The 22,332-nt window shown below is 69.4% G+C and carries 24 protein-coding genes and 1 pseudogene; 12 read left to right on the top strand and 13 right to left on the bottom strand.

What is annotated here, in order from left to right; translation table 11 throughout:
• Positions 1-19: 19 nt before the first annotated feature.
• From CHC09_RS20495 to CHC09_RS20465, 7 genes are all read right to left on the bottom strand, one after another.
• Complete coding sequence (locus tag CHC09_RS20495) at positions 20-658, bottom strand: sulfotransferase family protein (RefSeq protein ID WP_089294761.1); 639 nt, start codon at positions 656-658, stop codon at positions 20-22.
• Between the two features lie 158 nt (positions 659-816).
• Positions 817-1,074, bottom strand: coding sequence for a hypothetical protein (locus CHC09_RS20490; RefSeq protein WP_089294760.1), 258 nt, complete (start codon positions 1,072-1,074; stop codon positions 817-819).
• 157 nt (positions 1,075-1,231) lie between these two features.
• A complete protein-coding gene (locus CHC09_RS20485; RefSeq protein ID WP_089294759.1) occupies positions 1,232-2,047 on the bottom strand; it encodes an ABC transporter ATP-binding protein in 816 nt (271 codons plus the stop codon).
• Positions 2,048-2,129: 82 nt separating this feature from the next.
• Positions 2,130-3,011, bottom strand: coding sequence for an ABC transporter ATP-binding protein (locus CHC09_RS20480; protein WP_203833152.1), 882 nt, complete (start codon positions 3,009-3,011; stop codon positions 2,130-2,132).
• Entirely contained in the window at positions 3,008-3,964 is a 957-nt protein-coding gene (locus CHC09_RS20475) for an ABC transporter permease (RefSeq protein ID WP_089294758.1), read from the bottom strand. Before CHC09_RS20475 ends, CHC09_RS20480 begins: the two co-directional genes overlap by 4 nt.
• 13 nt (positions 3,965-3,977) lie before the next feature.
• Entirely contained in the window at positions 3,978-4,967 is a 990-nt protein-coding gene (locus CHC09_RS20470) for an ABC transporter permease (RefSeq protein ID WP_089294757.1), read from the bottom strand.
• A 13-nt stretch (positions 4,968-4,980) separates the two neighbouring features.
• Positions 4,981-6,687 carry an ABC transporter substrate-binding protein gene (locus CHC09_RS20465; RefSeq protein WP_089294756.1) on the bottom strand — a complete coding sequence of 569 codons (1,707 nt, stop codon included), beginning with the start codon at positions 6,685-6,687 and terminating at the stop codon, positions 4,981-4,983.
• 847 nt (positions 6,688-7,534) lie between these two features.
• Here CHC09_RS20465 and CHC09_RS20455 point away from each other — a divergent pair.
• Positions 7,535-8,332: a hypothetical protein gene (locus CHC09_RS20455; protein WP_089294754.1), complete on the top strand. Its 798-nt coding sequence runs from the start codon at positions 7,535-7,537 to the stop codon at positions 8,330-8,332.
• A gap of 751 nt (positions 8,333-9,083) precedes the next feature.
• Here the strand turns inward: CHC09_RS20455 and CHC09_RS20450 are convergent.
• A complete protein-coding gene (locus CHC09_RS20450) occupies positions 9,084-9,677 on the bottom strand; it encodes a class I SAM-dependent methyltransferase (RefSeq protein ID WP_089294753.1) in 594 nt (197 codons plus the stop codon).
• Between the two features lie 78 nt (positions 9,678-9,755).
• On the opposite strand from CHC09_RS20450, the gene CHC09_RS20445 reads away from it, so the two are divergent.
• On the top strand, positions 9,756-9,980 hold the full coding sequence (locus CHC09_RS20445; RefSeq protein WP_089294752.1) for a hypothetical protein: 225 nt from the start codon (positions 9,756-9,758) through the stop codon (positions 9,978-9,980).
• Here the strand turns inward: CHC09_RS20445 and CHC09_RS20440 are convergent.
• Complete coding sequence (locus CHC09_RS20440) at positions 9,961-10,518, bottom strand: cysteine hydrolase family protein (RefSeq protein WP_089294751.1); 558 nt, start codon at positions 10,516-10,518, stop codon at positions 9,961-9,963. The two genes, CHC09_RS20445 and CHC09_RS20440, sit on opposite strands and share 20 nt — an antisense overlap.
• A 295-nt stretch (positions 10,519-10,813) precedes the next feature.
• Between CHC09_RS20440 and CHC09_RS20435 the strand changes: the two genes are divergently transcribed.
• From CHC09_RS20435 to CHC09_RS47695, 3 genes and pseudogenes are all read left to right on the top strand, one after another.
• A complete protein-coding gene (locus tag CHC09_RS20435; RefSeq protein ID WP_179277201.1) occupies positions 10,814-11,773 on the top strand; it encodes a LacI family DNA-binding transcriptional regulator in 960 nt (319 codons plus the stop codon).
• A gap of 73 nt (positions 11,774-11,846) precedes the next feature.
• The gene (locus tag CHC09_RS20430; protein ID WP_239138379.1) at positions 11,847-12,281 is read left to right on the top strand and encodes a hypothetical protein; all 435 of its coding nucleotides are present in this window, start codon (positions 11,847-11,849) and stop codon (positions 12,279-12,281) included.
• Positions 12,233-12,337: pseudogene (locus tag CHC09_RS47695) on the top strand (GNAT family N-acetyltransferase); the annotation flags it as partial. The gene CHC09_RS20430 and the pseudogene CHC09_RS47695, both read left to right, overlap by 49 nt.
• A gap of 373 nt (positions 12,338-12,710) precedes the next feature.
• Here the strand turns inward: CHC09_RS47695 and CHC09_RS20425 are convergent.
• Together CHC09_RS20425 and CHC09_RS20420 are read right to left on the bottom strand one after the other, a co-directional pair.
• Positions 12,711-13,091 carry an HPF/RaiA family ribosome-associated protein gene (locus CHC09_RS20425; RefSeq protein ID WP_089294943.1) on the bottom strand — a complete coding sequence of 127 codons (381 nt, stop codon included), beginning with the start codon at positions 13,089-13,091 and terminating at the stop codon, positions 12,711-12,713.
• A 52-nt stretch (positions 13,092-13,143) separates the two neighbouring features.
• A complete protein-coding gene (locus tag CHC09_RS20420) occupies positions 13,144-14,241 on the bottom strand; it encodes a threonine aldolase family protein (protein ID WP_239138374.1) in 1,098 nt (365 codons plus the stop codon).
• A 92-nt stretch (positions 14,242-14,333) separates the two neighbouring features.
• Here CHC09_RS20420 and CHC09_RS20415 point away from each other — a divergent pair, with 92 nt between their 5' ends.
• Genes CHC09_RS20415 through CHC09_RS20405 form a run of 3 tightly spaced genes read left to right on the top strand, consistent with a single transcriptional unit; the run spans position 14,334 to position 15,725 of the window.
• Positions 14,334-14,663 carry a DMT family transporter gene (locus CHC09_RS20415; protein WP_089294749.1) on the top strand — a complete coding sequence of 110 codons (330 nt, stop codon included), beginning with the start codon at positions 14,334-14,336 and terminating at the stop codon, positions 14,661-14,663.
• A gap of 44 nt (positions 14,664-14,707) precedes the next feature.
• The gene (locus CHC09_RS20410) at positions 14,708-15,259 is read left to right on the top strand and encodes a TetR/AcrR family transcriptional regulator (RefSeq protein ID WP_089294748.1); all 552 of its coding nucleotides are present in this window, start codon (positions 14,708-14,710) and stop codon (positions 15,257-15,259) included.
• A gap of 34 nt (positions 15,260-15,293) precedes the next feature.
• On the top strand, positions 15,294-15,725 hold the full coding sequence (locus CHC09_RS20405; protein WP_089294747.1) for a cupin domain-containing protein: 432 nt from the start codon (positions 15,294-15,296) through the stop codon (positions 15,723-15,725).
• Positions 15,726-15,734: 9 nt separating this feature from the next.
• Here CHC09_RS20405 and CHC09_RS20400 read toward each other — a convergent pair whose 3' ends face one another.
• Together CHC09_RS20400 and CHC09_RS20395 are read right to left on the bottom strand one after the other, a co-directional pair.
• On the bottom strand, positions 15,735-16,364 hold the full coding sequence (locus CHC09_RS20400) for a putative glycolipid-binding domain-containing protein (RefSeq protein ID WP_089294746.1): 630 nt from the start codon (positions 16,362-16,364) through the stop codon (positions 15,735-15,737).
• Positions 16,365-16,607: 243 nt separating this feature from the next.
• Positions 16,608-16,871 (bottom strand): hypothetical protein, encoded by a 264-nt coding sequence (locus CHC09_RS20395; RefSeq protein ID WP_089294745.1) that lies wholly within the window; start codon positions 16,869-16,871, stop codon positions 16,608-16,610.
• Between the two features lie 380 nt (positions 16,872-17,251).
• On the opposite strand from CHC09_RS20395, the gene CHC09_RS20390 reads away from it, so the two are divergent.
• From CHC09_RS20390 to CHC09_RS20375, 4 genes are all read left to right on the top strand, one after another.
• Positions 17,252-17,749, top strand: coding sequence for a Panacea domain-containing protein (locus CHC09_RS20390; RefSeq protein WP_089294744.1), 498 nt, complete (start codon positions 17,252-17,254; stop codon positions 17,747-17,749).
• 9 nt (positions 17,750-17,758) lie between these two features.
• Complete coding sequence (locus tag CHC09_RS20385) at positions 17,759-18,247, top strand: hypothetical protein (RefSeq protein ID WP_089294743.1); 489 nt, start codon at positions 17,759-17,761, stop codon at positions 18,245-18,247.
• A gap of 119 nt (positions 18,248-18,366) precedes the next feature.
• A complete protein-coding gene (locus CHC09_RS20380; RefSeq protein ID WP_089294742.1) occupies positions 18,367-18,693 on the top strand; it encodes a hypothetical protein in 327 nt (108 codons plus the stop codon).
• A complete protein-coding gene (locus CHC09_RS20375) occupies positions 18,690-22,307 on the top strand; it encodes a tetratricopeptide repeat protein (RefSeq protein WP_089294741.1) in 3,618 nt (1,205 codons plus the stop codon). Before CHC09_RS20380 ends, CHC09_RS20375 begins: the two co-directional genes overlap by 4 nt.
• Positions 22,308-22,332: the final 25 nt, after the last annotated feature.

Raw genomic sequence — 22,332 nt, 5'->3', positions numbered from 1 at the left:
CGGCCCTGGCCCGGACGATTCAGCCGGCGTCGGCTCCGCCGGCGGCCAGCAACTCCCGGACGTGCTCCTGGAAGGTCGCCGAGTCGTTCAGCCGCGGGAACGGCTCCGCCGGCACCGGGTGCCCGAGGAAGTCGCAGAGCGGCCCCCACCCGTCGGCCACGCGGTACTCGAGCAGCCGCCCGGCCGGCACCGCCGCTCGCACGGCGGCGTTGTGACGATCGAAGACCTCGATCGCGTACGCCCGGTCCCCGAACCGCCCGTCGAACGTCCCCGTCCAGACCACCGCCTCGCCCATCCGGCGGAAGACCGCGAACTCCGGCGGGGCCGGCCCGCGCCCGGCCGCCCAGATGGTGCGTTCCACGCTGGCATACCACTCCCGCGGGTCGCGCACGGTCAGGATCACCCTGGCGTCCGGGTGCCGCGCGATCAGGTGCCGCCAGAAGTAGGCGCCCGGCCAGTCCACCGTGGCGCGATACCCGTCGAACGCCCTGTCCAGGCAGTCCAGCTCGCCGGCGGCGGCCCGGATGAACAGCCGGCACCGCTCGTCGTCGCCGATCAGCGGCAGCATGTGGGCGCACGGACCCTCGCCCAGCCGTTCGAGCGCGGTCTTGAGGCTCAAGGTCCCGGTCCGGCCGAATCCCGCGCCGATGATGTTCACGGGACCTTAATACCCGTACTTATCTCATCAAATCCGGACTTAAGCGGAGGCCGGCGACCATCGTCCTCAGGCGTTCGAGGATCCGGTCACCGGCCACCCGCAGGCCGTCGTGCTGGTGGTCGCCGGTGACCCAGGTGTGCTGGTTGCGTGCACCCGGCTCAGCGATAGTGGCCGTGGTGCCGGTAGTGCCCGTGGTGGCGGTAGTGGCCGTGGTACGCCGGCCCGGCGTGGTACTGCGGGCCGTAGTGCGGGTAGCCGGGCTGCTGGTACGCCCCGTAGGGATAGCCGCCGTGCCGGCCGAGCTTCCGGTTCACCTCGCGGAGCAGGTGGTGCACCACCGGGTTGCGGCTGTGGTGTGCCCGGCGTTCGAGCTTCGACGCGACCGCGGACAGGACCATTCGTTTGAAGAAGCCCACCGAAACTCTCCCTACCTGCTGGAACGTTGGAGACAACGGTAGCCCGGCCGGTCCAGCGGTTCACCCGCTCGAGAGCCCGGCGGGGTGGTACCACCCCGCCGTCCCGAGAAGAGTCCGTGCGACGGCCGGGCCGGGCCGCCGCACGGACGCCGATCCCCTACCGCGAGGGGGAGCGCAGCTCGCCGATTCTCCGCTCCGGGTTCGGAGCCGCCTCGGCCAGGGTCTTCGTGTACTCGTGCCGCGGGTTCAGGATGACGTCGTCGGCGGGCCCCCGTTCGACGATCGAGCCCTTGTACATCACCAGGATCTCGTCGGAGAAGTGCCGGGCGGTGGCGAGGTCGTGGGTGATGTAGAGGACGCCGAGATCCTCCTCCCGCTGCAGCGTCGCCAGCAGGTTCAGCACTCCGAGCCGGATCGAGACGTCCAGCATCGACACCGGCTCGTCCGCGATCAGCACGCCGGGCTCGGGCGCCAGCGCGCGGGCGATGGCGACGCGTTGCCGCTGACCACCGGAGAGCTCGTGCGGGCGGCGGCGCGCGACGTTCTCCGCCGGGGTCAGACGGACGCGTTCCAGCAGCTCCAGGACGCGTTTCTGGACCTCCGCGCCGGGCATGCCCGGGTTGTGCAGCCGGATCGGGCGGGCCAGGTGGTGCCCGATCGTGTGATAGGGATTGAGCGACGCGAAAGGATCCTGAAAGACCATCTGGACGGTACGGCGATAGGCCGCCAGCCCCGCGCCCCGCCGCGCCACGGGTTCGCCGTCGAGCCGGATCTCCCCCCGGGTCGGCAGCTCCAACTGCAGCAGCAGCTTGGCCACGGTGGACTTGCCGCTGCCGCTCTGCCCGACCAGCGCCGTGGTCCGGCCGTGCTCGAGGGTGAAGCTGACGTCGTCGACGGCCCGCAGGGTGCTGGTCCGCCACCCGTCCCGCAGCCGGTAGTCCTTGCCCAGCCCGCGCACTTCGAGGGTGGTCACTGTGCCTCCATTGTCACGCTCTCCTGGCCCTCGCCCGCGAGGCCGCGACGCGGTTCCGGTGGCTGCCGCCCGGTGCAGTCGATCATGACGGGGCCTCCACCTCGACCGCGTCCAGCGCCAGCAGCCGGTCGTCCATCGCGCCGCGGACGAACGAGCCTCGATCGCCGGTCAGGCTCGGGAACGAGGCCAGCAGCTGCTTGGTGTACTCGTGCCTGGGGTTGGTGTAGAGCTCGGCCGCATCACCGAGTTCCACGATCTCGCCGCCGCGCATCACCGCGATCCGGTCGCTGATCTCCAGCAGCAGCGGCAGGTCGTGGGTGATGAAGATGACCGCGAAGCCGAGCTCGTCACGCAGCCGGGTGATCTCCCGGAGGATCTCCCGCTGCACCACGACGTCGAGCGCGGTGGTCGGCTCATCCATGATCATGACCGGTGGTTCCAGGGCCATCGCCATCGCGATCATGACGCGCTGGCGCATGCCGCCGGAGAGCTCGTGCGGGTAGGAGCTCAGCCGCCCCGGATCGACGCCGACGCGTTCGAGCAGCTCGGCGCAGCGGTCGCGGCGCTGCTTGCGGCTCATCTTCGGGCGGTGGGTGGCGAAGACGTCCTCGAACTGGTCACGGATGGAGATCACCGGGTTGAGCGAGTTCATCGCGCCCTGGAAGACCATGGAGATCTTCTCCCAGCGGTTGGCGCGCAGCTCCTCCGCGTGCAACTCGTTCCAGTCGATCTCGAGGCCGTCCCGGGAGTGGAACACCGCCCGCCCGGAAGTGATCATCGCCGGCGGTTTCAGGAGCCGGACTATCCCGTACGCGAGAGTGCTCTTGCCGCAGCCGCTCTCCCCCGCCAGGCCCAGCACCTCGCCGCGCCTCAGTTCGAACGAGACGTTCCGGACCGCGTGCACCACGGGCTCGACCAGGTAGTCGACGCTGAGGTTCTCGATGCTCAGCACGGACGGGTTCACAGCGTGGCCTCTTTCGCCTTGGACAGCTGCTCACGCGACATCCGCCAGCCCTTGCGGGCGGCCCGGGTCTGATTGCGCAGCTTCGGGTTGATGATCTCGTCGATCGAGAAGTTGATCAGCGAGAGGGCGGCGCCGAAGAGGGCCAGCATCAGGCCCGGCGGCACGAACCACCACCACGCGCCGAGCCGCAGGGCGAGGCCGTTCTGCGCGTAGTACAGCATGGTGCCCCAGGTGAACGAGCCGCTCGCGCCGAGGCCGAGGTAGGAGAGGCCGGCCTCGCCGAGGATGGCGAAGATGACCGCGAACACGACCTGGGAGGCGAGCAGCGGGATCAGGTTCGGCAGGATCTCCACGGCCAGGATCCGCCGGCGCTTCTCACCGGCCACCCGGGCGGCCAGCACGTAGTCACGGTCGCGCAGGCTGAGCGTGTAGCCGCGCAGCACCCGGGCGGAACCGGCCCAGCTGGTGATCGCCAGGACGATGGAGACCAGCCAGATGTTCTTGTCCGGGACGTAACTGGAGATCACGATCACCAGCGGCAGGCCGGGGATGACCAGCATGACGTTGGTGAAGAGGGAGAACATCTCGTCGAACCAGCCGCCGGCGTAGGCGCCGACGACCCCGAAGAACGTCGACAGGATCAGGGTCAGTACGCCCACGATCGCGCCGACGGCCAGCGAGCCGCGCGTGCCATAGGCGAGCTGGGCCAGGACGTCCTGGCCGGTCTGCGTGGTGCCGAGCCAGTGGTCGGCGCTCGGCGGGGTCAGGCCGATGTCGTTCACCAGGGCCGGGTCCTGGGTGAGCAGGGGGCCGAAGACGCCGAAGAGCACGATCGCGCCGCCGATGATCAGGCCGGCGAGGAGCTTCTTGTTGCGCGCCAATCGCCGTACCTTGATCGTCGATTTTGGATTTTGTCTGCTTGTCGTCCCGGACCGCTCGGTGGTCATGGTCATGATCGCTCCCCGCTCAGGCCCGCGACCGGGTGCGCGGGTCGATGATCGAGTACAGAAGGTCGACCAGCAGGTTCGCGGCGAGCACGGAGAGCGTGATGACCAGGAAGATGCCCTGCATGAGGGCGTAGTCGTTGCCGCTGACGGCCTGTAGCAGCGCGGAACCGATGCCGGGATAGGAGAAGACCGCCTCGGTGACGATCGAGCCGGAGACGACGAAGCCGAGCGAGATCGCGAAGCCGGAGACCGACGGCAGGATCGCGTTGCGAGCCGCGTAACGCCGCATCATCCGGCCCGGGCGCAGACCCTTCGCCTCCGCGGTGACCATGTAGTCCTCGGAGAGGGTCGACACCATCATGTTGCGCATGCCGAGCATCCAGCCGCCGACCGACGACAGGACGATGGTGATCGCCGGCAGCGCGCCGTAGTAGAGGACCGAGCCGATGAACGGGCCGTTCCAGCCCGGGGTCACGTTGTAGACGTCGTATCCGCCGTTCAGCGGAAAGAGCGGCCAGACGCTGCCGAACGCGAAGAGCAGGATCAGAGCCAGCCAGAAGTACGGCACGGACTGGAACATCGTGGTGACCGGGATGAGATTGTCCAGCCAGGAGCCTCGTTTCCAGCCGGCGACGGTGCCGAGGCCGACGCCGGCCAGAAACGAGATGATCGTGGCGAGGCCGATCAGGCCGATCGTCCAGGGCAGGGTCTGTCCGATGATCGAGCTGACCGGCGCGGGGAAGAACGTCACCGAGACGCCCAGGTCCCCGTGTGCCAGGTTCCCCAGATAGTCCAGGTACTGGTGCCACAGCGGCTCGCCGCTCTCCGCACCCAGCAGGGCCTCGACCGAGGCCCGCATCTCCGGGGTGACCGGCCCGCGCTGACCCAGCTTCGCGAGCAGGATCAGAACCGGGTCACCGGGCATCAGGCGCGGGACGAAGAAGTTCACCGTCAGCGCCGCCCAGAGGGCGACCAGGTAGAACCCGAACTTGCGAAGCAGGTAGCGCACGGTCCGTGGATCCTTACTTCGCGGGCTTCAGGTTGGTCAGCACGATGCCGTTGTCCCACTGCTTCCAGGAGGCGGGCAGGGCGTACTTGTTGTCGTTCGACGGCCAGCCGGTGGCGTTGCCGGTGTTGAACTCGGTGAGCATCGAGTTCACGTAGATCGGGATGTACGGCAGGTCCCGCACGATCTCGTCCTGGATGATCGCGTACTGCGCCTTCTGCGCGGCCTCGTCGTTGGTCGCGGCCGCCGCGGCGACCGCCGCGTCCACCTTGCCGTTGGAGTAACGTGCGTAGTTGCCGCTCGGCGGTGCGGCCTCGCCGACCTTGGCGGTGGTGATCGACGAATACTTCAGATAGGTGGCGTACGGGTTGGGCGACGCGCCCAGCCCGATCGAGTCCAGCGAGAGCTGGTACTTGCCCTGCGTCTGGTTGTTGTTCCACTCGTTCCAGGACAGCTGGGTCGGCTTGAGCTCGATGCCGATCTCCTTGAGCTGCTGGGTCATCGCGTCGTTCAGCGAGATGAAGTCGCTCCAGCCGGTCACCGTCTGGATGGTCAGGGACAGCTTCTCGCCGTTCTTGGTACGGATGCCGTCCCCGCCCTTGACCCAGCCGCCCGCGTCCAGGATCTGGTTGGCCTTGGCGACGTCCGGCCCGCCCGGGGTGTTGAGGTTGTTCGGGTTGGCGATCCAGCCCTGATCCCGCTTGGGCAGCAGCAGGGTCGGCGAGGCGGTCTCCGCGAAGCCGCCACCGGCCAGCTTGTTCAGCTGGTCGCGGTTGAGCGCCCAGTAGATCGCCTGGCGGACGGCCCGGTCGGTCTGCGGGCCCTTGCAGCCCAGTTCGGCACCGGAGCACGTGAAGATCGACGCGGTCAGGGCCGGGGTGTTGACGTACGTCAGATTCTTCTGGTTCTTGATCAGCTGTTCCAGGCCGGGCAGGAACGCGCTCATCCAGTCCACCTGGCCGGCGGTCAGCGCGGCACTCGCGGCGTCGGCGGTGGCCAGGGCGATGTAGCGGACATTCTGGATCTGCGGCTTGCCGGGCTGCCAGTAGTTCGCGTTCTTCTCCATCACGTAGCTCTGCGCGGAGAACGTCTTCAGCTTGTACGGCCCGGTGCCGACCGGATTCTGGTTCACGGTCTTCGCCGGGTCGGAGATCTTGCTCCACACGTGCTCGGCGATGATCGGGGTGTTGGCGATGACCGCCGCCTCGTCGGTGAACGACGGCTTCGTGAACGTCAGGACCGCGGTCTTGTCATCCTTGGCCTCGACCGAGGCGAGGCTGATGCCGGTCGAGTTGAGCGCCTTGTTCTTCCGGATCAGCTCGAAGGTGAACGCCACGTCCTTCGCGGAGAACGGCTGCCCGTCCGACCACTTCACCCCCTCGCGGGTGGTGATGGTCAGGACCTTGCCGGCGCCGTCCCAGGCGTACCCGGTGGCCAGCATCGGGGTCGGCTTCGACTCGGCGGCGAAGTTGTACCAGTACAGCGGCTCGTAGATGAGACCGTTGGTGGGCTGCAGGAACGTCGGGGTGAACGGGTTCCAGTTCTCGACGATCGTCCCGGTGGCTCCATTGAAGATGGTGATGGAGCTGTTCGCGGCCCCCTTGTTCGCATCGGTGCCACCACCGCCGCCGTCCGAACAGCCGGCGACGGCCAGGGCTAGCGCGGCGGACGCGGCCACCGCGGCGCCGAGGCGGCGGCCCCGGCGGGTCAGAAGATTCAACATCTGCAGATCCTTCGATCTTCAACGCCGCCGTGTTCCAGGCAGCGGGTTACCGGCCCGGGTCACCCGCGCGCGCCCAGCCCGGCGCGAGATTCACCTTTGACCGGGACATTATTAAGTGGCTTAAGTTTGCAATGTCAAGAGTGGACACCAGGTCGTCGCTCGGTGTGCCATTTCCTGGCGCTTCCGGAAACCTTCATTGATGGAATGGGGTGGTCTGTTCGGATTCCTGGGACCGGGAGCGCTTCCATGGCAGGTGGTTGGGCTGGGTGAATCAGGGTGATTGTCCGGAGTGGCGATTCTTGAACGAGTTCGCCGTCATGATTACTCTCCGTTTGAACTCATCATCCTCGATACTCGTACTCCTGAGCACCAAACCCGGGGGACGGGAAGAGGAAAGACCTGATGAGCGATCGTCCGCGTATCGACCTGGACATCCTTCGCATGATCACTGAGCGGCTACGCCGCGCTAATGAGGCAGCACGCCGTGTCACTACGCCGGAGCTTTCGTTGCCGGCCGTGACCGGGGGCGAGCCCGCAGGACCGCTGGCGCGGCGGATCCGGCGGCCCCGATGAACCTCTCCAGTGGTCGGTGGCCGTTTCCGGCGGCGCCGAGCCTGACGCTCCCGGCGGCCTCGAACCTCACCAACGAACGCCGACCGCTCCCGGTGGCCTCGAACCCCACCAACAAACGCCGACCGCGTTTGGCGGCCCCGAACCCCACCAACAAACTCCCGTTGGCCTCGAACCTCCCCAACGAACGCCGACCGCATCCAGCGGCCCCGAACCCCACCAACGAACGCCGACCGCTTTCGGCGGCCTCGAACTGCTTCGTGGATCGGAACGCGCGATGACCCTCTACTTCGATCTGCCGCGCACCACGCCGGTCTCCGCGGACCCGTCGCCGTGGCGGGACTACCAACCCTCCTCGCGGCTGGTGCACGCGGCCGTCGGTAGCGGCCTGCTGGCCATCCTGGTCCTGGCCGCCGGTGTGTGGTCGGTGATCCTCGGCGACTTCGCCGCCGCGCTGGCCTGCGGCGTCGCCGTGCTGGTTCTCGGCCACCTGTTCGGGCTCCTGCTGAACCTGTGGGTCCGCCCGCACAACACCGGCGACCGGATGCGGATCGCCGGGATCGACGACGGCAGCCCCGGGCTGACCTTCGCCTACTCCCGGCGGCTCTACTACTGGTACGGAAGTTTCCTCACCCTGCTCACCCTGGCCCAGATCGCCCTGGTGTTCAGCACCCCACCGCTGGCCGTGGGCGCCGTCCTCACCGGCGGCGCGCTGTTCCTGCTGCTCCGGCACGCTCCGGGCCGGCTGGCCCTCACCCCGGACGGCATCTACCACCACGGCATCTGGGCCCAGCAGTTCATCCCGTGGGAGGCCATCCGCGAGATCGCCGCCGGCGAACAGGCCCGCATCCCGATCATCGCGGTGCCTGCGGAGTTCGCCCCCCAGACCCGGATCCGGCGCTCCCTGTTCCGCGCCCCGGAATGCGTGATCATCCAGGTCCCGTGGCTGGCGTCAGACCCGGCGCTCGTCCTGCAGGCAATGCGCTGGTACCACGCCAATCCGACGCACCGGTTCGAACTCTCCTACCAGATCGCCGTCGACCGCACCCGCCAGCGCGCCTGGCACCTCCACTGACCCACTGCCCCACCAACACCCCGTCGCCTCGACCGACCGGCCACCCCGTCGGCACGCCCGGCAACCCTCCTGCCCCAGCCAGCAGGCCCAGCCCGCAGGCCCAGCCCGCACGGCCGCCAAGCCCGCACGGCCGCCAGCCAGCACGGCCGCCAAGCCAGCACGGCCACCGCGCGGTGGCTAAACCCGCGCGGTGGCTAAACCCACGCGGTCGCTAAACCCGCGCGGCCGCCCAGGCGGTGGCTAACCGGCGCGGTGACCCAAGCCGGTGCGGTAACCCAAGCCGAACAGCACACACGCCATCAACCGCAGTAGGGCACGCCAAGCTGGCTGCCACAGTCGTATCGAAATCCCCATCACCACAACCAGCACCAACCGGCCAAACCAGGCTGGCCCCCACAGCCGTATGGAAGCCCCCGTAACTACAACCAGCACCCGCCGGACAAGCCGAGCTGGCGGGCACAGCGGCAACACCAGTTCCTTGACCACCGTCAGCATCAGCCGAGGGGCGGGCTTCTATCCGGTATTTGGGAGACTCGCGGCCCGACACGGTGCCTGCAAGCGCAGCCCAGTGCCAGCAAGCGCAGCACAGTGCCAGCAAGCGCAGCACGGCGCCAGCAAGCGCAGCACGGCGCCAGCAAGCGCAGCACGGCGCCAGCAAGCGCAGCGCCGCGACCTGACATGGCTCCGGCGCGTCCAGACCTGTAGATCAACAACCTTGAGGCCGGAGACTGCGGGTCACTTTCCGCGGGCTCTACGTGTGGCGCAGGAGCGCCACCAGGAAGTCGGCGTCCGGGGTGAACGGGCGCAGATCCCAGGTGCTCAACAGTAGGTCGGGGGTCAGCCCGGCAGTGGTCACGTCGCCGAGAAACTCGTCGAACGAATAGTCCCGGCCGGCGCCGAAGCCGATAGCGGCGCGGCCGGTCGGCGCCAGATGGCCGGCGAAGCGGCGCAGGATCTCGACGCGGGTGTCCGGGGCGGCGAAGGTCATCACGTTGCCGGCACAGACAACGGCGTCGAACGGCGGCCCGGACAACGCCAACTCCGACAGGTCGCCGACCAGCCAGTGCGGGCCGGGATGGTCGTCGACGGCAGCGGCGATCAGTTCGGGGTCGATGTCGACGCCGGTCACCTCGTGACCGAGTCTGAACAGGTGCCCCCCGACCCGGCCGGGACCGCAGCCCGCGTCCAGGATTCGCGCGCCGCGCGGAACCATCGTGTCGACCAGCCGAGCCTCACCGACCAGGTCAGCGCCCTCGGCGGCCAGGTCCCGGAACCGCTTGATGTACCACTGCGAGTGCCCCGGGTCCTCGGCAACCCTACGCAGCCACCTGTTGTGTGCCGTCACTTCGCCTCGGCGACTTCCTCGATCCAGCCCACCGCGACCCTCGCGCCGGGAACTCCACGATCACCACCCTCACCGGCCGTGGCGGGCGACGACCCGGCCGTGGCGGGCGACGACCCGGCCGTGGCGGGCGACGACCCGGCCGTGGCGGGCGACGACCCGGCCGTGGCGGGCGACGACCCGGCCGTGGCGGGCGACGACCCGGCCGTGGCGGGCGACGACCCGGCCGTGGCGGGCGACGACCCGGCCGTGGCGGGCGACGACCATACCTTCACCGTACGGCGGATCAGGCTGGCGCGAAGCTGACCTCCGCTGTCTCCACCGTTCCGGCGGTGCGGCCGGGAGCAGCCTGCCAGCCCCAGTACAGGTTGAGGTGGGACACGACCTTGTCGGGGGTGGGCGCACCCCACTGCGACAGATCCTCCGTGGTGTGCGCGTCGCTGACCAGCGTCACGTCGTAGCCCCGGGTGAACCCGCCGTGGATCGTGGCGCGGATGCACGCGTCGGACTGCGCGCCGGTCACCACGAGACGGCCGACGCCCCGCTCGGCGAGACGCTCCTCGAGGTCGGTGGCCTCGAACGAGTCACCGTACTTCTTGTGCACCAGTGGCTCGCCGTCACCGCGGGGCAGCTCGGACACGTACTCCCACTGCGGGCTGTCCAGTGGCAGCTCCTCGGATGAGTGCTGCACCCAGATCACCGGCACGCTCTCGGCGCGAGCCTTACCGACCAGGGTGGCGATGTTCGCGATCACGGCGTCTCGGTTGTACGCCCCGGTCATGACGCCGTTCTGCACGTCGATGACCAGCAGCGCGGTGCCGGACCGGCCGGACAGGGTAGTCACGAGAATCCCCCAACGTCGAAGTCGGACCCCACCTTAGAACCACCCTCTGACATTTTTTGGCCGGGACGACGCCCATCGGAAACCAGGCTGGAGAAACGCCCCTCACGGCGAGCGCATCTCCGTGGCGAGCACAGCGCCGTGGCAAGCGTGGGTGACGGGATGGGCGCAGGAACCGGACCAGCGCGGGGACCGGACCAGCGCGGGGACGGGGTGGGCGGGTGACGGGGTGGGCGGGTGACGGGGTGGGCGGGTGACGGGGTGGGCGGGTGACTCTCGTTGACGGTTTACTGGGCGGATGCGAGAGATCCGGGCGGGGCTGGCCGATGTGGCCCGGCGTGCCGGGGTGTCGCCGGCCACCGCGTCCCGGGTGCTCTCCGGTTCCGGGCCGGCCTCGGCGGCCAGTCGCGCCGCTGTCCTGGCGGCCGCCGGGCAGCTCGGCTACCAGCCGCATCCGGTCGCCCGGCGACTGGCTCGCGGGACCGGGACCCGGGTGGTCTTCGCGGTGCGGGACGATCGGGCGGACATCCTGCTGGATCCGTTCGTGACACGGGCGACGGCGGCCATGGCGGCCGCTCTCGACCCGTACGACATCGGTGTCTCGCTGCGCCGGATCGGCCTCGAGTGCGCCGCTGACCTGGAGGATCTCGCGGCCGATCGCGGCCTGGCCGCAGTGGTCCTGGCCGGGCACGACAGGGCGCTGCTCAGCTGCCTGCCGTCCGGTCTGCGCGGCCGGACGGCCGCGATCGGCGCGGGCGGGGCCGACGTCGACAGCGCGGCGGGCGTGGGAGCACTGCTCACCCACCTCTACGCGGCCGGCCGGCGCCGGATCGCCCTGGTCGCGGGCCCGTCGTGGCTGGCCTCGTCCGCTCCACCGGTCGCGGTCTACACCGAGCTGACCCGTGCGGCGGAAATGCCCACTCGTGTCGTACGCGGGGACTTCACCAGCGACAAGGGCCGCACCGCCGCGCGGGCCATCCTGGATCGCTGGCCGGACACCGACGCGATAGCGTCGGTCAGCGACGCCACCGCCCTCGGCGTCCTGCAGACTCTCGCCGACGCTGGCGTGCGCGTCCCGGACGACGTCGCGGTGACCGGTTTCGACGACATCCCCCTGGCCGGCGCGGCGCATCCGGCCCTCTCCACGGCCACCCACCCGGTCGAGCAGATCGCCGCCGCGGCCGCCCGCGCCGCTCTCGGCGAGGCCGCACCGATCGCACTGTTCCCGAGCACACCGGTCTTCCGCGCGACAGCCTAGCCCGATGAGCGACGTCTGAAGGGGCGAGGCGGGGCTTGCGGTGGAAGCGCTTTCACGGCATAGCGTGCGCGGCGTGCTCGACATCCGCCCCTACCGCACGGCTGATCTCTGCGCCGTCTATGACATCTGTGTCCGTACCGCTGACGCCGGGTCGGACGCCCGTGGGCAGTACTCCACCGACGACCTGATGGGCGATCTGTTCGCCGGGCCGTACGTCCACCTGGAACCGGAACTCGCCTTTGTGCTCGACGACGGTGAGGCGGTCGGCTACGTGGTCGGGACCGCGGACACCGCCGGGTTCGTGAAGCGTTACCGCGACGAGTGGATTCCGCTGCTCGGCGACAAGTATCCGGTGCCGCCACCGCCACCGCGCACGCCGGAGCAGGACATGGTCGCGCTGCACCATCGGCCGGAGCGGATGATCGTGCCGGAGTTGGCGGCTATCCGGCCCACCTGCACATCGACCTGCTCCCGCTCTATCAGGGCCGGGGCTACGGCCGGAAGCTGATCGCCGCGTTCGAGAATGCGGCCGCCGGTGCCGGGGCGCCCGGGGTCCACCTCGGCATGGTCACCGCGAACCTCCGCGCGCGTGGCTTCTACGACCGACTGGGCTTCACCGAGCTGCCCGTCCCCGATCCGGGGCCCCTGACCTATCTCGGAAAGATCCTCTGACCGCCTCGCTCCCGACGCGATCTTGGCAATCTGTGGCTGACATCCGGGCACAGGGCGCCAGGATCGCACGAGGCCACCCGCTTAGCGATCATGCGCGGCCGCAACACCGCGCAGGAAACACGACCGACCGCCGCGACGCCGCGCGTGAGACACGGCCGATAACCGCGCAGCGGGCGTGCGCGGCCGCAACGCCGCGCACGACCCCCGCACGGGACGCGGCCTACGGACGCGACCCGATCCTTCGTACCGGAGAAATTGGTCTTTCTTACCGAGGAATATCGATCTCGACCTCGGGCGTCTCACGCAGATGCCGATTGCTGCGCGGCTCCCGCTTCGTCTTCGAGTCGTTGAGGCGGCGGCGCAGATCATCCCGCACATCCATGATCGCCGCGTGCAGATCCTCCTCCGACGACGTCGTGACGATCTTCTCCCGGCCGCCGATCCAGCACTCCAGGGTGACCTTCTGACCGCGCGCCTCGCGGTCTTTCACCGTGATCTCCATTTCCGTGGCGTCGGCGTGGAACGCGGCGAGCCGGGAGTCGAGCGGGCCGAACTGCTCAGCGATCCAGTTGCGGTCGCCTTGCGTGAAGCCGGTACCCACCCGCAGGCACTCCTCGACGGTGGCCGGGTTGGCGACTGCGCTCATCGGAACCTCCTGCATCCGGTGATGACCTATCAGGATCCATATACCCGGTTGATCAACCTTGAATCCGGTCGAGGAGGCGCAGCCCGGCGTCGACGACGTCGCGGGCGGTCCATTCGAGCGCAGGGGCGTGCACGACGACCTCGGTCATCGCCTGGCCCGGGGTCTCGGTGTCGCGCCAGCCCGCGACGAACCAGATCTTCTCCTGTTCGGCCAGGGCGAGCGCGGCCTCGTTGAGGCGCGCGGCGGGGTGCGGCAGCCAGAGGCGGAACTGGTTGGTGTGCGGCGGCCTCGGGAAGACGACGGCGCCGGGCAGTTCGGCGAGGGCGGCGGCGACGGTCCGGGCGTGGCGGACGTAGTCCGGGATCTTCGGCAGTTGGCGGTCCAGGCCGGTGAGCGCGCTCAGCACCGCGGGCCACTGCTGGTAGAGCTGGCCGCCGTAGCGGTGCCGCCAGTTCCGGGCGTACGCGGCGAGGGCGGTGGTGCCGGCGAGCGCCGCGCCGCTGAGGCCGCCGAGGGTCTTGTAGAAGGAGACGTACGTCGAGTCGGCCAGGCCGGCGATCTCGGCGAGCCCTCTTCCCAGGTACGGCGTGGACTCCCAGAGCCGGGCCCCGTCCAGGTGCGCGCGGGCGCCGACCGCGCGGGCGGCCGTGCACGCGTCGGCCAGTTCCGGCCAGGTGGGGAGCACGAAGCCGGCGTCGCGCAGCGGCAGTTCGAGGACGACGGTGCCGACCGGCTCGGCCAGCGCCATGATCTCGGCGGCGGTCGGGTTGCGCGGGGCGGCGGTCGGGTGGACGGCGCGCAGGCCGGTCAGGTCGGCGTAGGCGCGGCGCTCGTGCACCTCCTGGTGGCCGAGCGGGTGCAGGGCGACCGCGCGCCGGCCGGTGAGCTCGGCACCGTAGCGGATCGCGACCTGCTGGGCCATCGTCCCGGTCGGGAAGAAGACCGCGGCCTCGGTGCCGAGCAGTTCGGCTGTGCGCTTCTCCAGCACGGTGACCGGCCCGTCGCCGTAGACGTCCGGCATCAGGCCGGCGTCGGCGGTCTCGCTCAGCTCGGCCAGTTTCTCCCGCACGGTGACCGGTCGTGCTCCGGAGAGCATCTGGTCACAGCCCAGCATCGCGGCGATCCGCCGCGTCCGCCCATCGTCTGTCACGGCCGGATGATGCCAGATTCTTCACCCTCGCGGAGGCGGTCGGCGATCTTGTACGATTGTACTTGTACATTCGTACAAGATGAGGTGACGCAGTGCCCTACTTCCTCCTCGCCCTCGCCATCGCCGCCGAGCTCCTCGCGACCAGCATGATGAAAGCCACCGACGGCTTCACCCGGCTGTGGCCCACCCTCGCCGTCCTCGCCGGATACGCCATCTCGTTCATCGCCCTCGCCCAAGCCGTCAAGGGCGGCCTCCAGGTCGGCGTCGCCTACGCCATCTGGTCGGCGGTCGGCACCGCCGCCATCGTGGTCATCGCGGCGCTCTTTCTCGATGAACCGGTCACGCTCGCTAAGGTGGGCGGAATCGCCCTGATCATCGCGGGCGTCGTGATGCTCAACCTGACCGGCGCGCAAGCGCACTGACCTGCGGGAAACTCGATGCTCAAGCCGACCGGCGCGGAAACACCTTGACCGAGCGCCGTACCCAGCGCGCCCGTGACCCCGAGGCGCGCCGCGCCGCGCTCGCCGCGGCCACCATGGAGGTCATCGCCGAGGCCGGCGTCGGGCGGACCACGCACCGGGCGGTCGCCGCCCGGTCCGGCCTGCCGCTCGGCGCCACCACGTACTACTTCCCCACCCTGGACGACCTGATCGCGGCCGGGCTGCGCCACGCGACCGATCAGCTGCGCGCCGACCTGGACGAGTGGGCGCGCCGGCTGGCCGCCGCCCCGGACCTGCCGGCCGAGCTGACCGAGCTGACCCGGGAGTACCTGGCCGACCGGCGACAGGTGCGGATCGAGTACGAGCTGTGCATGGCCGCGGCACGCGACGCCGCGCTGCGACCGATCGCGGAGGTCTGGATGAACGAGCTCCCGGAGATCCTCGAACCCACGGTCGGCGCGGAGGCGGCGCGCGACATCTGCGCCCTCCTGGACGGCATCATCCTGCGCGCCCTGGTGATGGAGTCCGACCTGGACGCCCCCGGCCTGACCGCCGCACTACGTCGCCTGATCGCCTGACCGGACGCGCCCGGCCGGTCTAAGCTCATAGATCATGAGCGATCGACCGCCGCTGGCCGAGCGGCTCGGCATGGCGCCGCACCCGGAGGGTGGCTGGTTCCGGGAGACCTGGCGGTCTCCACACGAATTCCAGCCTTCGGGGTACGACGGATCCCGCGCCGCCGCGACCGCGATCTACTTCCTGCTCCACCCCGGCGAGCGATCCGAGTGGCACGTGGTGCGCTCGGACGAGCTGTGGTTCTGGCACTCCGGCGGGCCGCTCACCCTGACCCTCGGAGGCTCCGGCGAGCGGCCGGGCGCCGAGCGACCGCTGCTGCTCGGGCCGGACCTCGCGGCCGGCCAGCAGCCGCAACTGCTGGTCCCGGCCGGGTGCTGGCAGGCGGCCGCCCCGGCCGGCGACGATCCGGTCCTGGTCAGCTGCGTGGTCGCACCCGGCTTCGAGTACGCCGACTGGCGACTGCTCTGACCGCCGCCCTCAGCGCGCCATCCGCAGGTGGCCGGCCTGGTAGACGACCATCCCCGCCCCGTCCAGCTCGAACGTCGCCGCCGGCCAGTCCCCGGTGATCCGCAGCCGCTGCGGGCTGACCAGGTGGTACGTCACGGTCCCGGGCACCACGGCGAGGGACGGCACCTGCACCCGGACGACCGGCACGCTGACCGGCCCGGACTTCACGGTCAGGCCGAGATTGCGGACCGCCCAGGAGATGAAGATCGGCGAGTCGGCCAGGCGCAGCACCGCGCCCGGGTCGATCGCCTCCAACTGCTCGGTGCCCGCGAACGGCAGGTCGCCCGCGTCCCCGGCGTGCTCCGCGCGGCAGGTCCACCCGGTCGCCGCGCGCTCCATCCGCAGTTCCCGGTTCCAGCCGTCGCCCCGGCACGTGACGTGCAGCGACTTCACCTGCGAGGCCGGCGTCAACTCGGCCTGCCAGGTCAGCGAGTACGGCCGGGAACCGGCGACGATCGCCGAACCGCTGGGCCGCGAGCCCCGCGGGAAGACCAGTTCGGTCCCGACCGTGTCGGTCCGCTGCCAGGTCAGCGGGGTCACGGGCAGGTCGGCACGAGACCGTTCCGCCAAGGCCGGTCCCCGTGCGCCGGTCATGGTCATAGCGCCTCCATTGCCGCTGTCCGGTTCCTCATAGTTGCATTGTGCAAACGCCTGCGCCCGCGGTTCCACCGCTCCGGGACAGTCCCGGCACAACCTTCGGTTAACGGACGGTCTCCATCTGGTATGCCCCCGGGACCAGCCCACGCAAACGACACCGACGGTCCGGATCACCCGCTCCCGTCGGTGTGTCGCACACCATACGGCCGCGCTCCAGGGCCGGTTCGGCGGGGGTGACCTTCAAGATCATGTCTGGCCGTCGACCAGTCTGAGCAGCAGAACCGCCGCCTCGCAGCAGAGCAGCGCGAGCAGCACCACCGATGCCAGCACCGCGAGCACCGAGCGGGAGAAGCGCGGCGCGGGCCCCTCCTCCACCTCCGGCTCTCCGAGGGCGGGGCGGGTCCGGGGGATCGCGATCAGGTGGTGCCTCCGGACCGGCCGACCGCGCGGCAGGGCGATGAGATGACGCCGAGCTCCGGACGCGGACGGGCCGGGCGCGGAGGTAGCCACACGATCACCATGAACAACAGAACGCACTGCCGTCGATACCGTACGTATGCCAATCCCGGGCCCGGATGTCCCGGAGCCGCCGAGCCTCGTTGGCGCTGACGTGAAGCATCACCCCGGGCACACCGAGTCGGGTGCCGGACATCGACACCACGCGAACGGGTACTCCCGCTCGACGAGGGGGTGGCGTGAGACTAGTAGGCAGCACCACATCGAGTCGTGAACGTCGCTCAACCCGCGAGAACGGTCGCGATCACCACACCGGGGCAAATCCGCCACAACGTGTTATCGCGCCGCTACGCAGAGGACGGAAAATGGCTGACCGGATCCGTAAACTCATCCCGAGCGGAGTCGCCAAGAGGTTCAGGTCGGGAGGTGTATCGGTGGCAACCGCACACGACGTCGCCGCCTACATCCTGTCCGTACGCGGCCCGATGTCGGCGATGAAGCTGCAGAAGCTGCTGTACTACAGCCAGGCCTGGCATCTCGTCTGGGACGAGCATCCCCTCTTCGCCGAGCCCATCGAGGCGTGGGCGAACGGTCCGGTCGTGCCCGCGGTCTACGCCGAGCACCGCAGCCAGTTCATCGTCGCCGACTGGGCGCACGGCGATCCGGGCAGCCTCACCGCCGCCGAGCAGGAGACGGTCGACGTCGTCCTCGACTTCTACGGCGGTCTCGACGCCCGCAAGTTGAGCCACCTCACCCACGCCGAGGCTCCGTGGCAGGACGCCCGCGCCGGACTGCACCCGACCGAGCGCTCGACCAACGTCATCACGCACGCCGCGATGCACGAGTACTACGGCTCGCTCGACGCCGCCGAGGAGGCCGTCCCGGTGGACCAGCTCACCTGGGACGGATGGGGAGCGCCGGCGACCGCCTGAGACCTCGCGATGTCCCCCAGAAAAGCCCGGACCGGCTCCCCCAAACAGCTCACCTCCGGCGCGAAGGTTCCGAAGGTCGACGAGCGTGTCGTCCACGGCCCGGATGCCGGCGAGCACAAGGTCACCTTCTCGTTCCACTACGCCGACCACGGCTATCAGGGGTCCTGGTCGTGGCCGACGGCAGCCGACGCGGACGAACTGCTGCAGTTCCTCTGCAACGTGAGCCGGTCGAGCTGGCACGAGATCCGGGCGCAGCTCGCCGGCTCGAAGGGTGGAGCCCACCGGAAGCATCACTATCAGGAGGTGGGCACGCTCAGTCAGCCGGCTCAGGAGCGCCTCGCGCAGCTGCGGCTGGTGGAGGTGTTCGGCGGTGACATCTTCCGGTTCCGGGTGGGGAACCGGAAACGGCTGTGGGGCTTCATCGCGGCCGGGGTGTTCTACGTGCTGTGGTGGGACGCCGACCACGCGGTCTACCCACTGGAGGATCGCTCCGCCTGATTTCCGGTGACGATCACCGGACGGTCCTCCAGTCCCCTTTCGGGTGTTCGTGCCATGTCGTCCCGTCGATCGCTGTGCCATCGTGGTCGCACGTTTCGTCGTGTTACCCGGGGGTGGGAATGGCTCGGCTGGTGGTGGCGGTGGATCCGGCGGTCGGCGTGGAGCCGGCCGAGTTGGTGAAGGCATGGGCCGATGACGAGGAGGCCGCCGCGCTGGGCGAAGCCACGCTGCAGCCGTCGGCACCGGGGAGTTTCTTTCCCGGGCTGGCGGAGCTGATCTGGGTTCCGCTGGCGGTGAATCTCGTCAGCAGTGTGCTGTACGACCTGCTGAGGCGCCTGGTGGTGAAACAACGTCCGACGGTGGACGTGACGGAGCTGGAGCTGGCCGAAACCGTCTCTGGTGATGATCGGGTGGTGGTGGTCCGGATCCGGCGGAGCATCAGGTGACCACCGGCGCGGGCCCGGCACAGGCCACTGTGATCGGTGTGTCCGAGCAGTCCTGCGGGCCGGATGGATCGTTCGTCGTACGGGTGTCCTTTCCCGACGCGACGGAATTTGAGGTCACTGTCTCCGACCCGGCGGTTCCGGGTGACGAGGAGCGGCTGGCCTGGTATTTCGAGGAGCATCTGCGCTTCCCGTTCCTCGATCAGGACTGGCACGACGACGCGGTCCAGCGGTTGCGCGCATACGGGCAGCGGCTGTTCGAGCAGGTCTTCGGTGGACAGTCGGCGGGTGATTACCGGTCGCTGGCCCGGCGCGGGTTCGACGGCTGCCGTCTGCAGGTGCGAGGCACGGCGGCCTTCCATCGGTTGCACTGGGAGGCGCTGTTCGATCCGGAGTTGCCGGTGCCGGCGGTGCTGCGGCTGCCGGTGACCCGCCGGGTCGACCTGCCCGCGCGCGGATTCGAGTTGCCGCCTGAACGGCCGACGCTGAACATCCTGGTCGTGACCGCTCGCCCGGGCGGGCGCGCGGACGTCGGTTACCGCACGATCTCCCGGCCGCTGCTGGACGGACTGCGCACGGCGGACCGCCCGGTGGTGGTCGATCTGGTGCGCCCCGGGACCTGGCCGGCGCTCGTGCGGCAGTTGCGGGACACGACGCGGCTGCACGGTTCGGGCTACTACCAGGTGATCCACTTCGATGTGCACGGTGCGGTGGCCGGGTTCGACGAACTGCGGGCCGGCCGCGCCGCCGAGCAGTACCTGTTCGGCTCCAAGCCGGTGGCGTTCGAGGGTGAGCGGGCGTTCCTGTTCTTCGAGACCGCGGTGGAGGGGAAAGCGGAACCGGTGTCGGCGCAGCAGGTCGCCGATCTGCTCGCGGAACATCGGGTGCCGGTCGCGGTGCTGAACGCGTGCCAGTCGGCGAAGGAACCGGCCAGCGAGGCGAGTCTGGCCCAGCGGTTGGTCGCCGCGGGGGTGCCGGTGACGGTCGGTATGGCGTATTCGGTGACGGTGTCGGCGGCACAGCAGGCCATGCCCTTGCTGTACAGCGGGCTGGCCCGGGGAGACGACCCGGTGACGGCGACACAGACCGCGCGGCGATCGCTGTTCGACGACAAGGCTCGGCGGGCGTACTTCGACCAGAGCCTGGATCTGGAGGACTGGGTCCTGCCGGTCGTGTTCGCGCAACGCGACATCCGGCTGAGGTTGTCGGACATGTCGATCGAACAGCAGGCCCGCTACTACGAGCGGGAGGCCCTGGTCGGCGACGAACCACACACGGAGTACGGGTTCGTCGGCCGCGACCTGGACATTCAGGCGATCGAGCGGCGACTGCTGATCGACGAGGACCGCACCATGCTGCTCGTCAAGGGCATGGCGGGCGCCGGGAAATCGACCCTGTTGCAGCATCTGGGCTGGTGGTGGCAGCGCACCGGCCTGGTCGAGATGGTATTCCGGTTCAGCTACGAGGACCGGGCCTGGACCCTCGACCAGATGATCCACGGCATCGCCTCGGTGCTGCTGGACAAAGTGGAGCACGCGAAACTGGAGATGCTGCCCGCCGCGGCCCAGCCGGAACGGCTCGCGCAGCTTCTCCGGGCTCGCAGGTACCTGCTGATCCTGGACAACACCGAGTCGATCACCGCGACCCCGGCGGCGATCCCGCACGCCCTGCCCGAACCGGAACGCGAACGCCTCGCCGGGTTCCTGGCACGTCTACGGGGCGGGAAGACCCTCGTGCTGTTCGGCTCGCGCGAGGACGAACAGTGGATCGGCCCGCGCACCTTCGCCGACAGCGTCTACGACCTGCCCGGCCTGGACGCTCAGGCCGCGTCGACGCTGATCGAGGCGATCCTGACCCGCCACGGCGGCACCCGTCACCTCACGGACTCGGACCAACGCGCGGCACTGGACGAGCTGACCACTCTGCTCGGCGGCTATCCACTTCCGCTCACCGTGGTCCTGCCCGCTCTGCGCACCGCCACCCCGGCGCAGATTCTCGCCGAGCTGCAGCAGGGTGGCAGCGACGCCGACCCGGTCGGGTTGATCAGCCGGGCCATCGAGTACAGCCACGGCAAACTCGACCCCACCACCCAGAACTCCCTGCTGTTGCTGGCCCCGTTCACCGCCAGCATCCCCACCGCCGCCCTCGAGCCCTACCAACAGTTCCTCGCCGAACACCATGCCGTCACCGAGCTCGGTGGGATCGATCTGTCGGCCGCGGTCGCCGAACTGGTCCGGGTCGGCCTGGCCACACCCCACCCCCAGCTCGAAGACTGGGTACAGATCCTCCCGGTGCTGCCGTATTTCCTGCGGACCCGGATCCAGCAGCGGCCCGACCTGCAAACCGCCGCCCAGCAGGCCCACTATCTGCTGTACACCGGTCTCGGGCGGCTGATCGGAACGATGCTCACCTCGAACGAGCCGCAGCAGCGCATGGCGGGTGAGGCCGCGGTCCGTACGGAATACGCGAACCTGACCACGGCCCTCGAACACGGTCTGCAGACCCAGCAACCCATCAGCCCGATCATCAGCACGCTCGAGGAACACCTGGACCAGACGAAACAACAGGACAGCCGCAGGCACCTCCTCGACACGGCGATCGCCGCCGACCGGGCACCGGACCGCAGAGAGCTGCACCATGAACTGGCAGAGCTGCAGCATCTGGCGGGCGTGGCCGCGCAGGATCAGCGACGATTCGCGGAAGCCGAGGCCCACTACCAGCAAGCCCTCAAAAGCTCCCTGGAGTTCGGCGACCGATACAGCGCCGCCAGCACCTACCACCAACTCGGCATGGTCGCGCAGGATCAGCGACGTCTCAAGCAGGCCGAAACCCACTACCAGCAGGCTCTCGAACTCCTCCTGGAGTTCGGCGACCGGCACAGCGCCGCCAGCACCTACCACCAACTCGGCATGGTCGCGCAGCAACAGCAACGGCCCGAACAGGCCGAAGCCCACTACCAGCAGGCTCTCGAGATCAAACTGGAGTTCAAGGACCGGCACAGCTCCGCCAGCACCTACCACCAACTCGGCATGGTCGCGCAGCAACAGCAACGTTTCGAGGAAGCCGAGGCCCACTACCAGCAAGCCCTCAAGATCTTCCTGACGTTCGGCGACCGGCACAGCGCCGCCCTGACCTACCACCAGCTCGGCATGGCCGCGCAGGATCAGCAGCGTTTCGTGGAAGCCGAGGCCCACTGCCGGAAAGCCCTGGAGCTCCTCCTGGACTTCGGCGACCGGTATGGCACCGCTCGCGTCTACCACCAACTCGGCACGGTCGCGCAGCAACAGCACCGTTTCGAGCAGGCCGAGGCCCACTACCAGCAGACCCTCGAAATCTTCCTGGAGTACGGCGACCGGCACAACGCCGCCCTGACCTACCACCAACTCGGCACCAGCGCGCACGGGCACCAGAACTACGACGACGCGGCCACGGCACTGACCCGAGCCGCCGCCCTGTGGCACGAGCTGTACGACGCCTGGCCCATCGAATCGTTGATCGTTCTGCGTGGCGTCCGGCAGAAGCTGAACGTGGCGGACTTCGAGCAGATCCTTCAGGCCAACGTGCGCCCAGATCTCATCGGCGCCCTGAACGCCGCGCTCGACGACAGCGACGAATAGGCGGAGGCCGCTACCTGGCGGGAGC

Origin of the sequence: Actinoplanes regularis, assembly GCF_900188005.1 — a bacterium.
GTDB classification, from domain to species: domain Bacteria; phylum Actinomycetota; class Actinomycetes; order Mycobacteriales; family Micromonosporaceae; genus Actinoplanes; species Actinoplanes regularis.
This window is presented reverse-complemented; position numbering and strand designations above follow the sequence as displayed.

Bases quoted from the DNA above. Each gene is read 5' to 3' on its own strand.
- CHC09_RS20475 (WP_089294758.1), bottom strand. From the start codon at position 3,964: ATGACCATGACCACCGAGCGGTCCGGGACGACAAGCAGACAAAATCCA.
- CHC09_RS20465 (WP_089294756.1), bottom strand. From the start codon at position 6,687: ATGTTGAATCTTCTGACCCGCCGGGGCCGCCGCCTCGGCGCCGCGGTG.
- CHC09_RS20455 (WP_089294754.1), top strand. From the start codon at position 7,535: ATGACCCTCTACTTCGATCTGCCGCGCACCACGCCGGTCTCCGCGGAC.
- CHC09_RS20435 (WP_179277201.1), top strand. From the start codon at position 10,814: ATGCGAGAGATCCGGGCGGGGCTGGCCGATGTGGCCCGGCGTGCCGGG.
- CHC09_RS20425 (WP_089294943.1), bottom strand. From the start codon at position 13,091: ATGAGCGCAGTCGCCAACCCGGCCACCGTCGAGGAGTGCCTGCGGGTG.
- CHC09_RS20405 (WP_089294747.1), top strand. From the start codon at position 15,294: ATGAGCGATCGACCGCCGCTGGCCGAGCGGCTCGGCATGGCGCCGCAC.
- CHC09_RS20400 (WP_089294746.1), bottom strand. From the start codon at position 16,364: ATGACCATGACCGGCGCACGGGGACCGGCCTTGGCGGAACGGTCTCGT.
- CHC09_RS20385 (WP_089294743.1), top strand. From the start codon at position 17,759: ATGTCCCCCAGAAAAGCCCGGACCGGCTCCCCCAAACAGCTCACCTCC.
- CHC09_RS20380 (WP_089294742.1), top strand. From the start codon at position 18,367: ATGGCTCGGCTGGTGGTGGCGGTGGATCCGGCGGTCGGCGTGGAGCCG.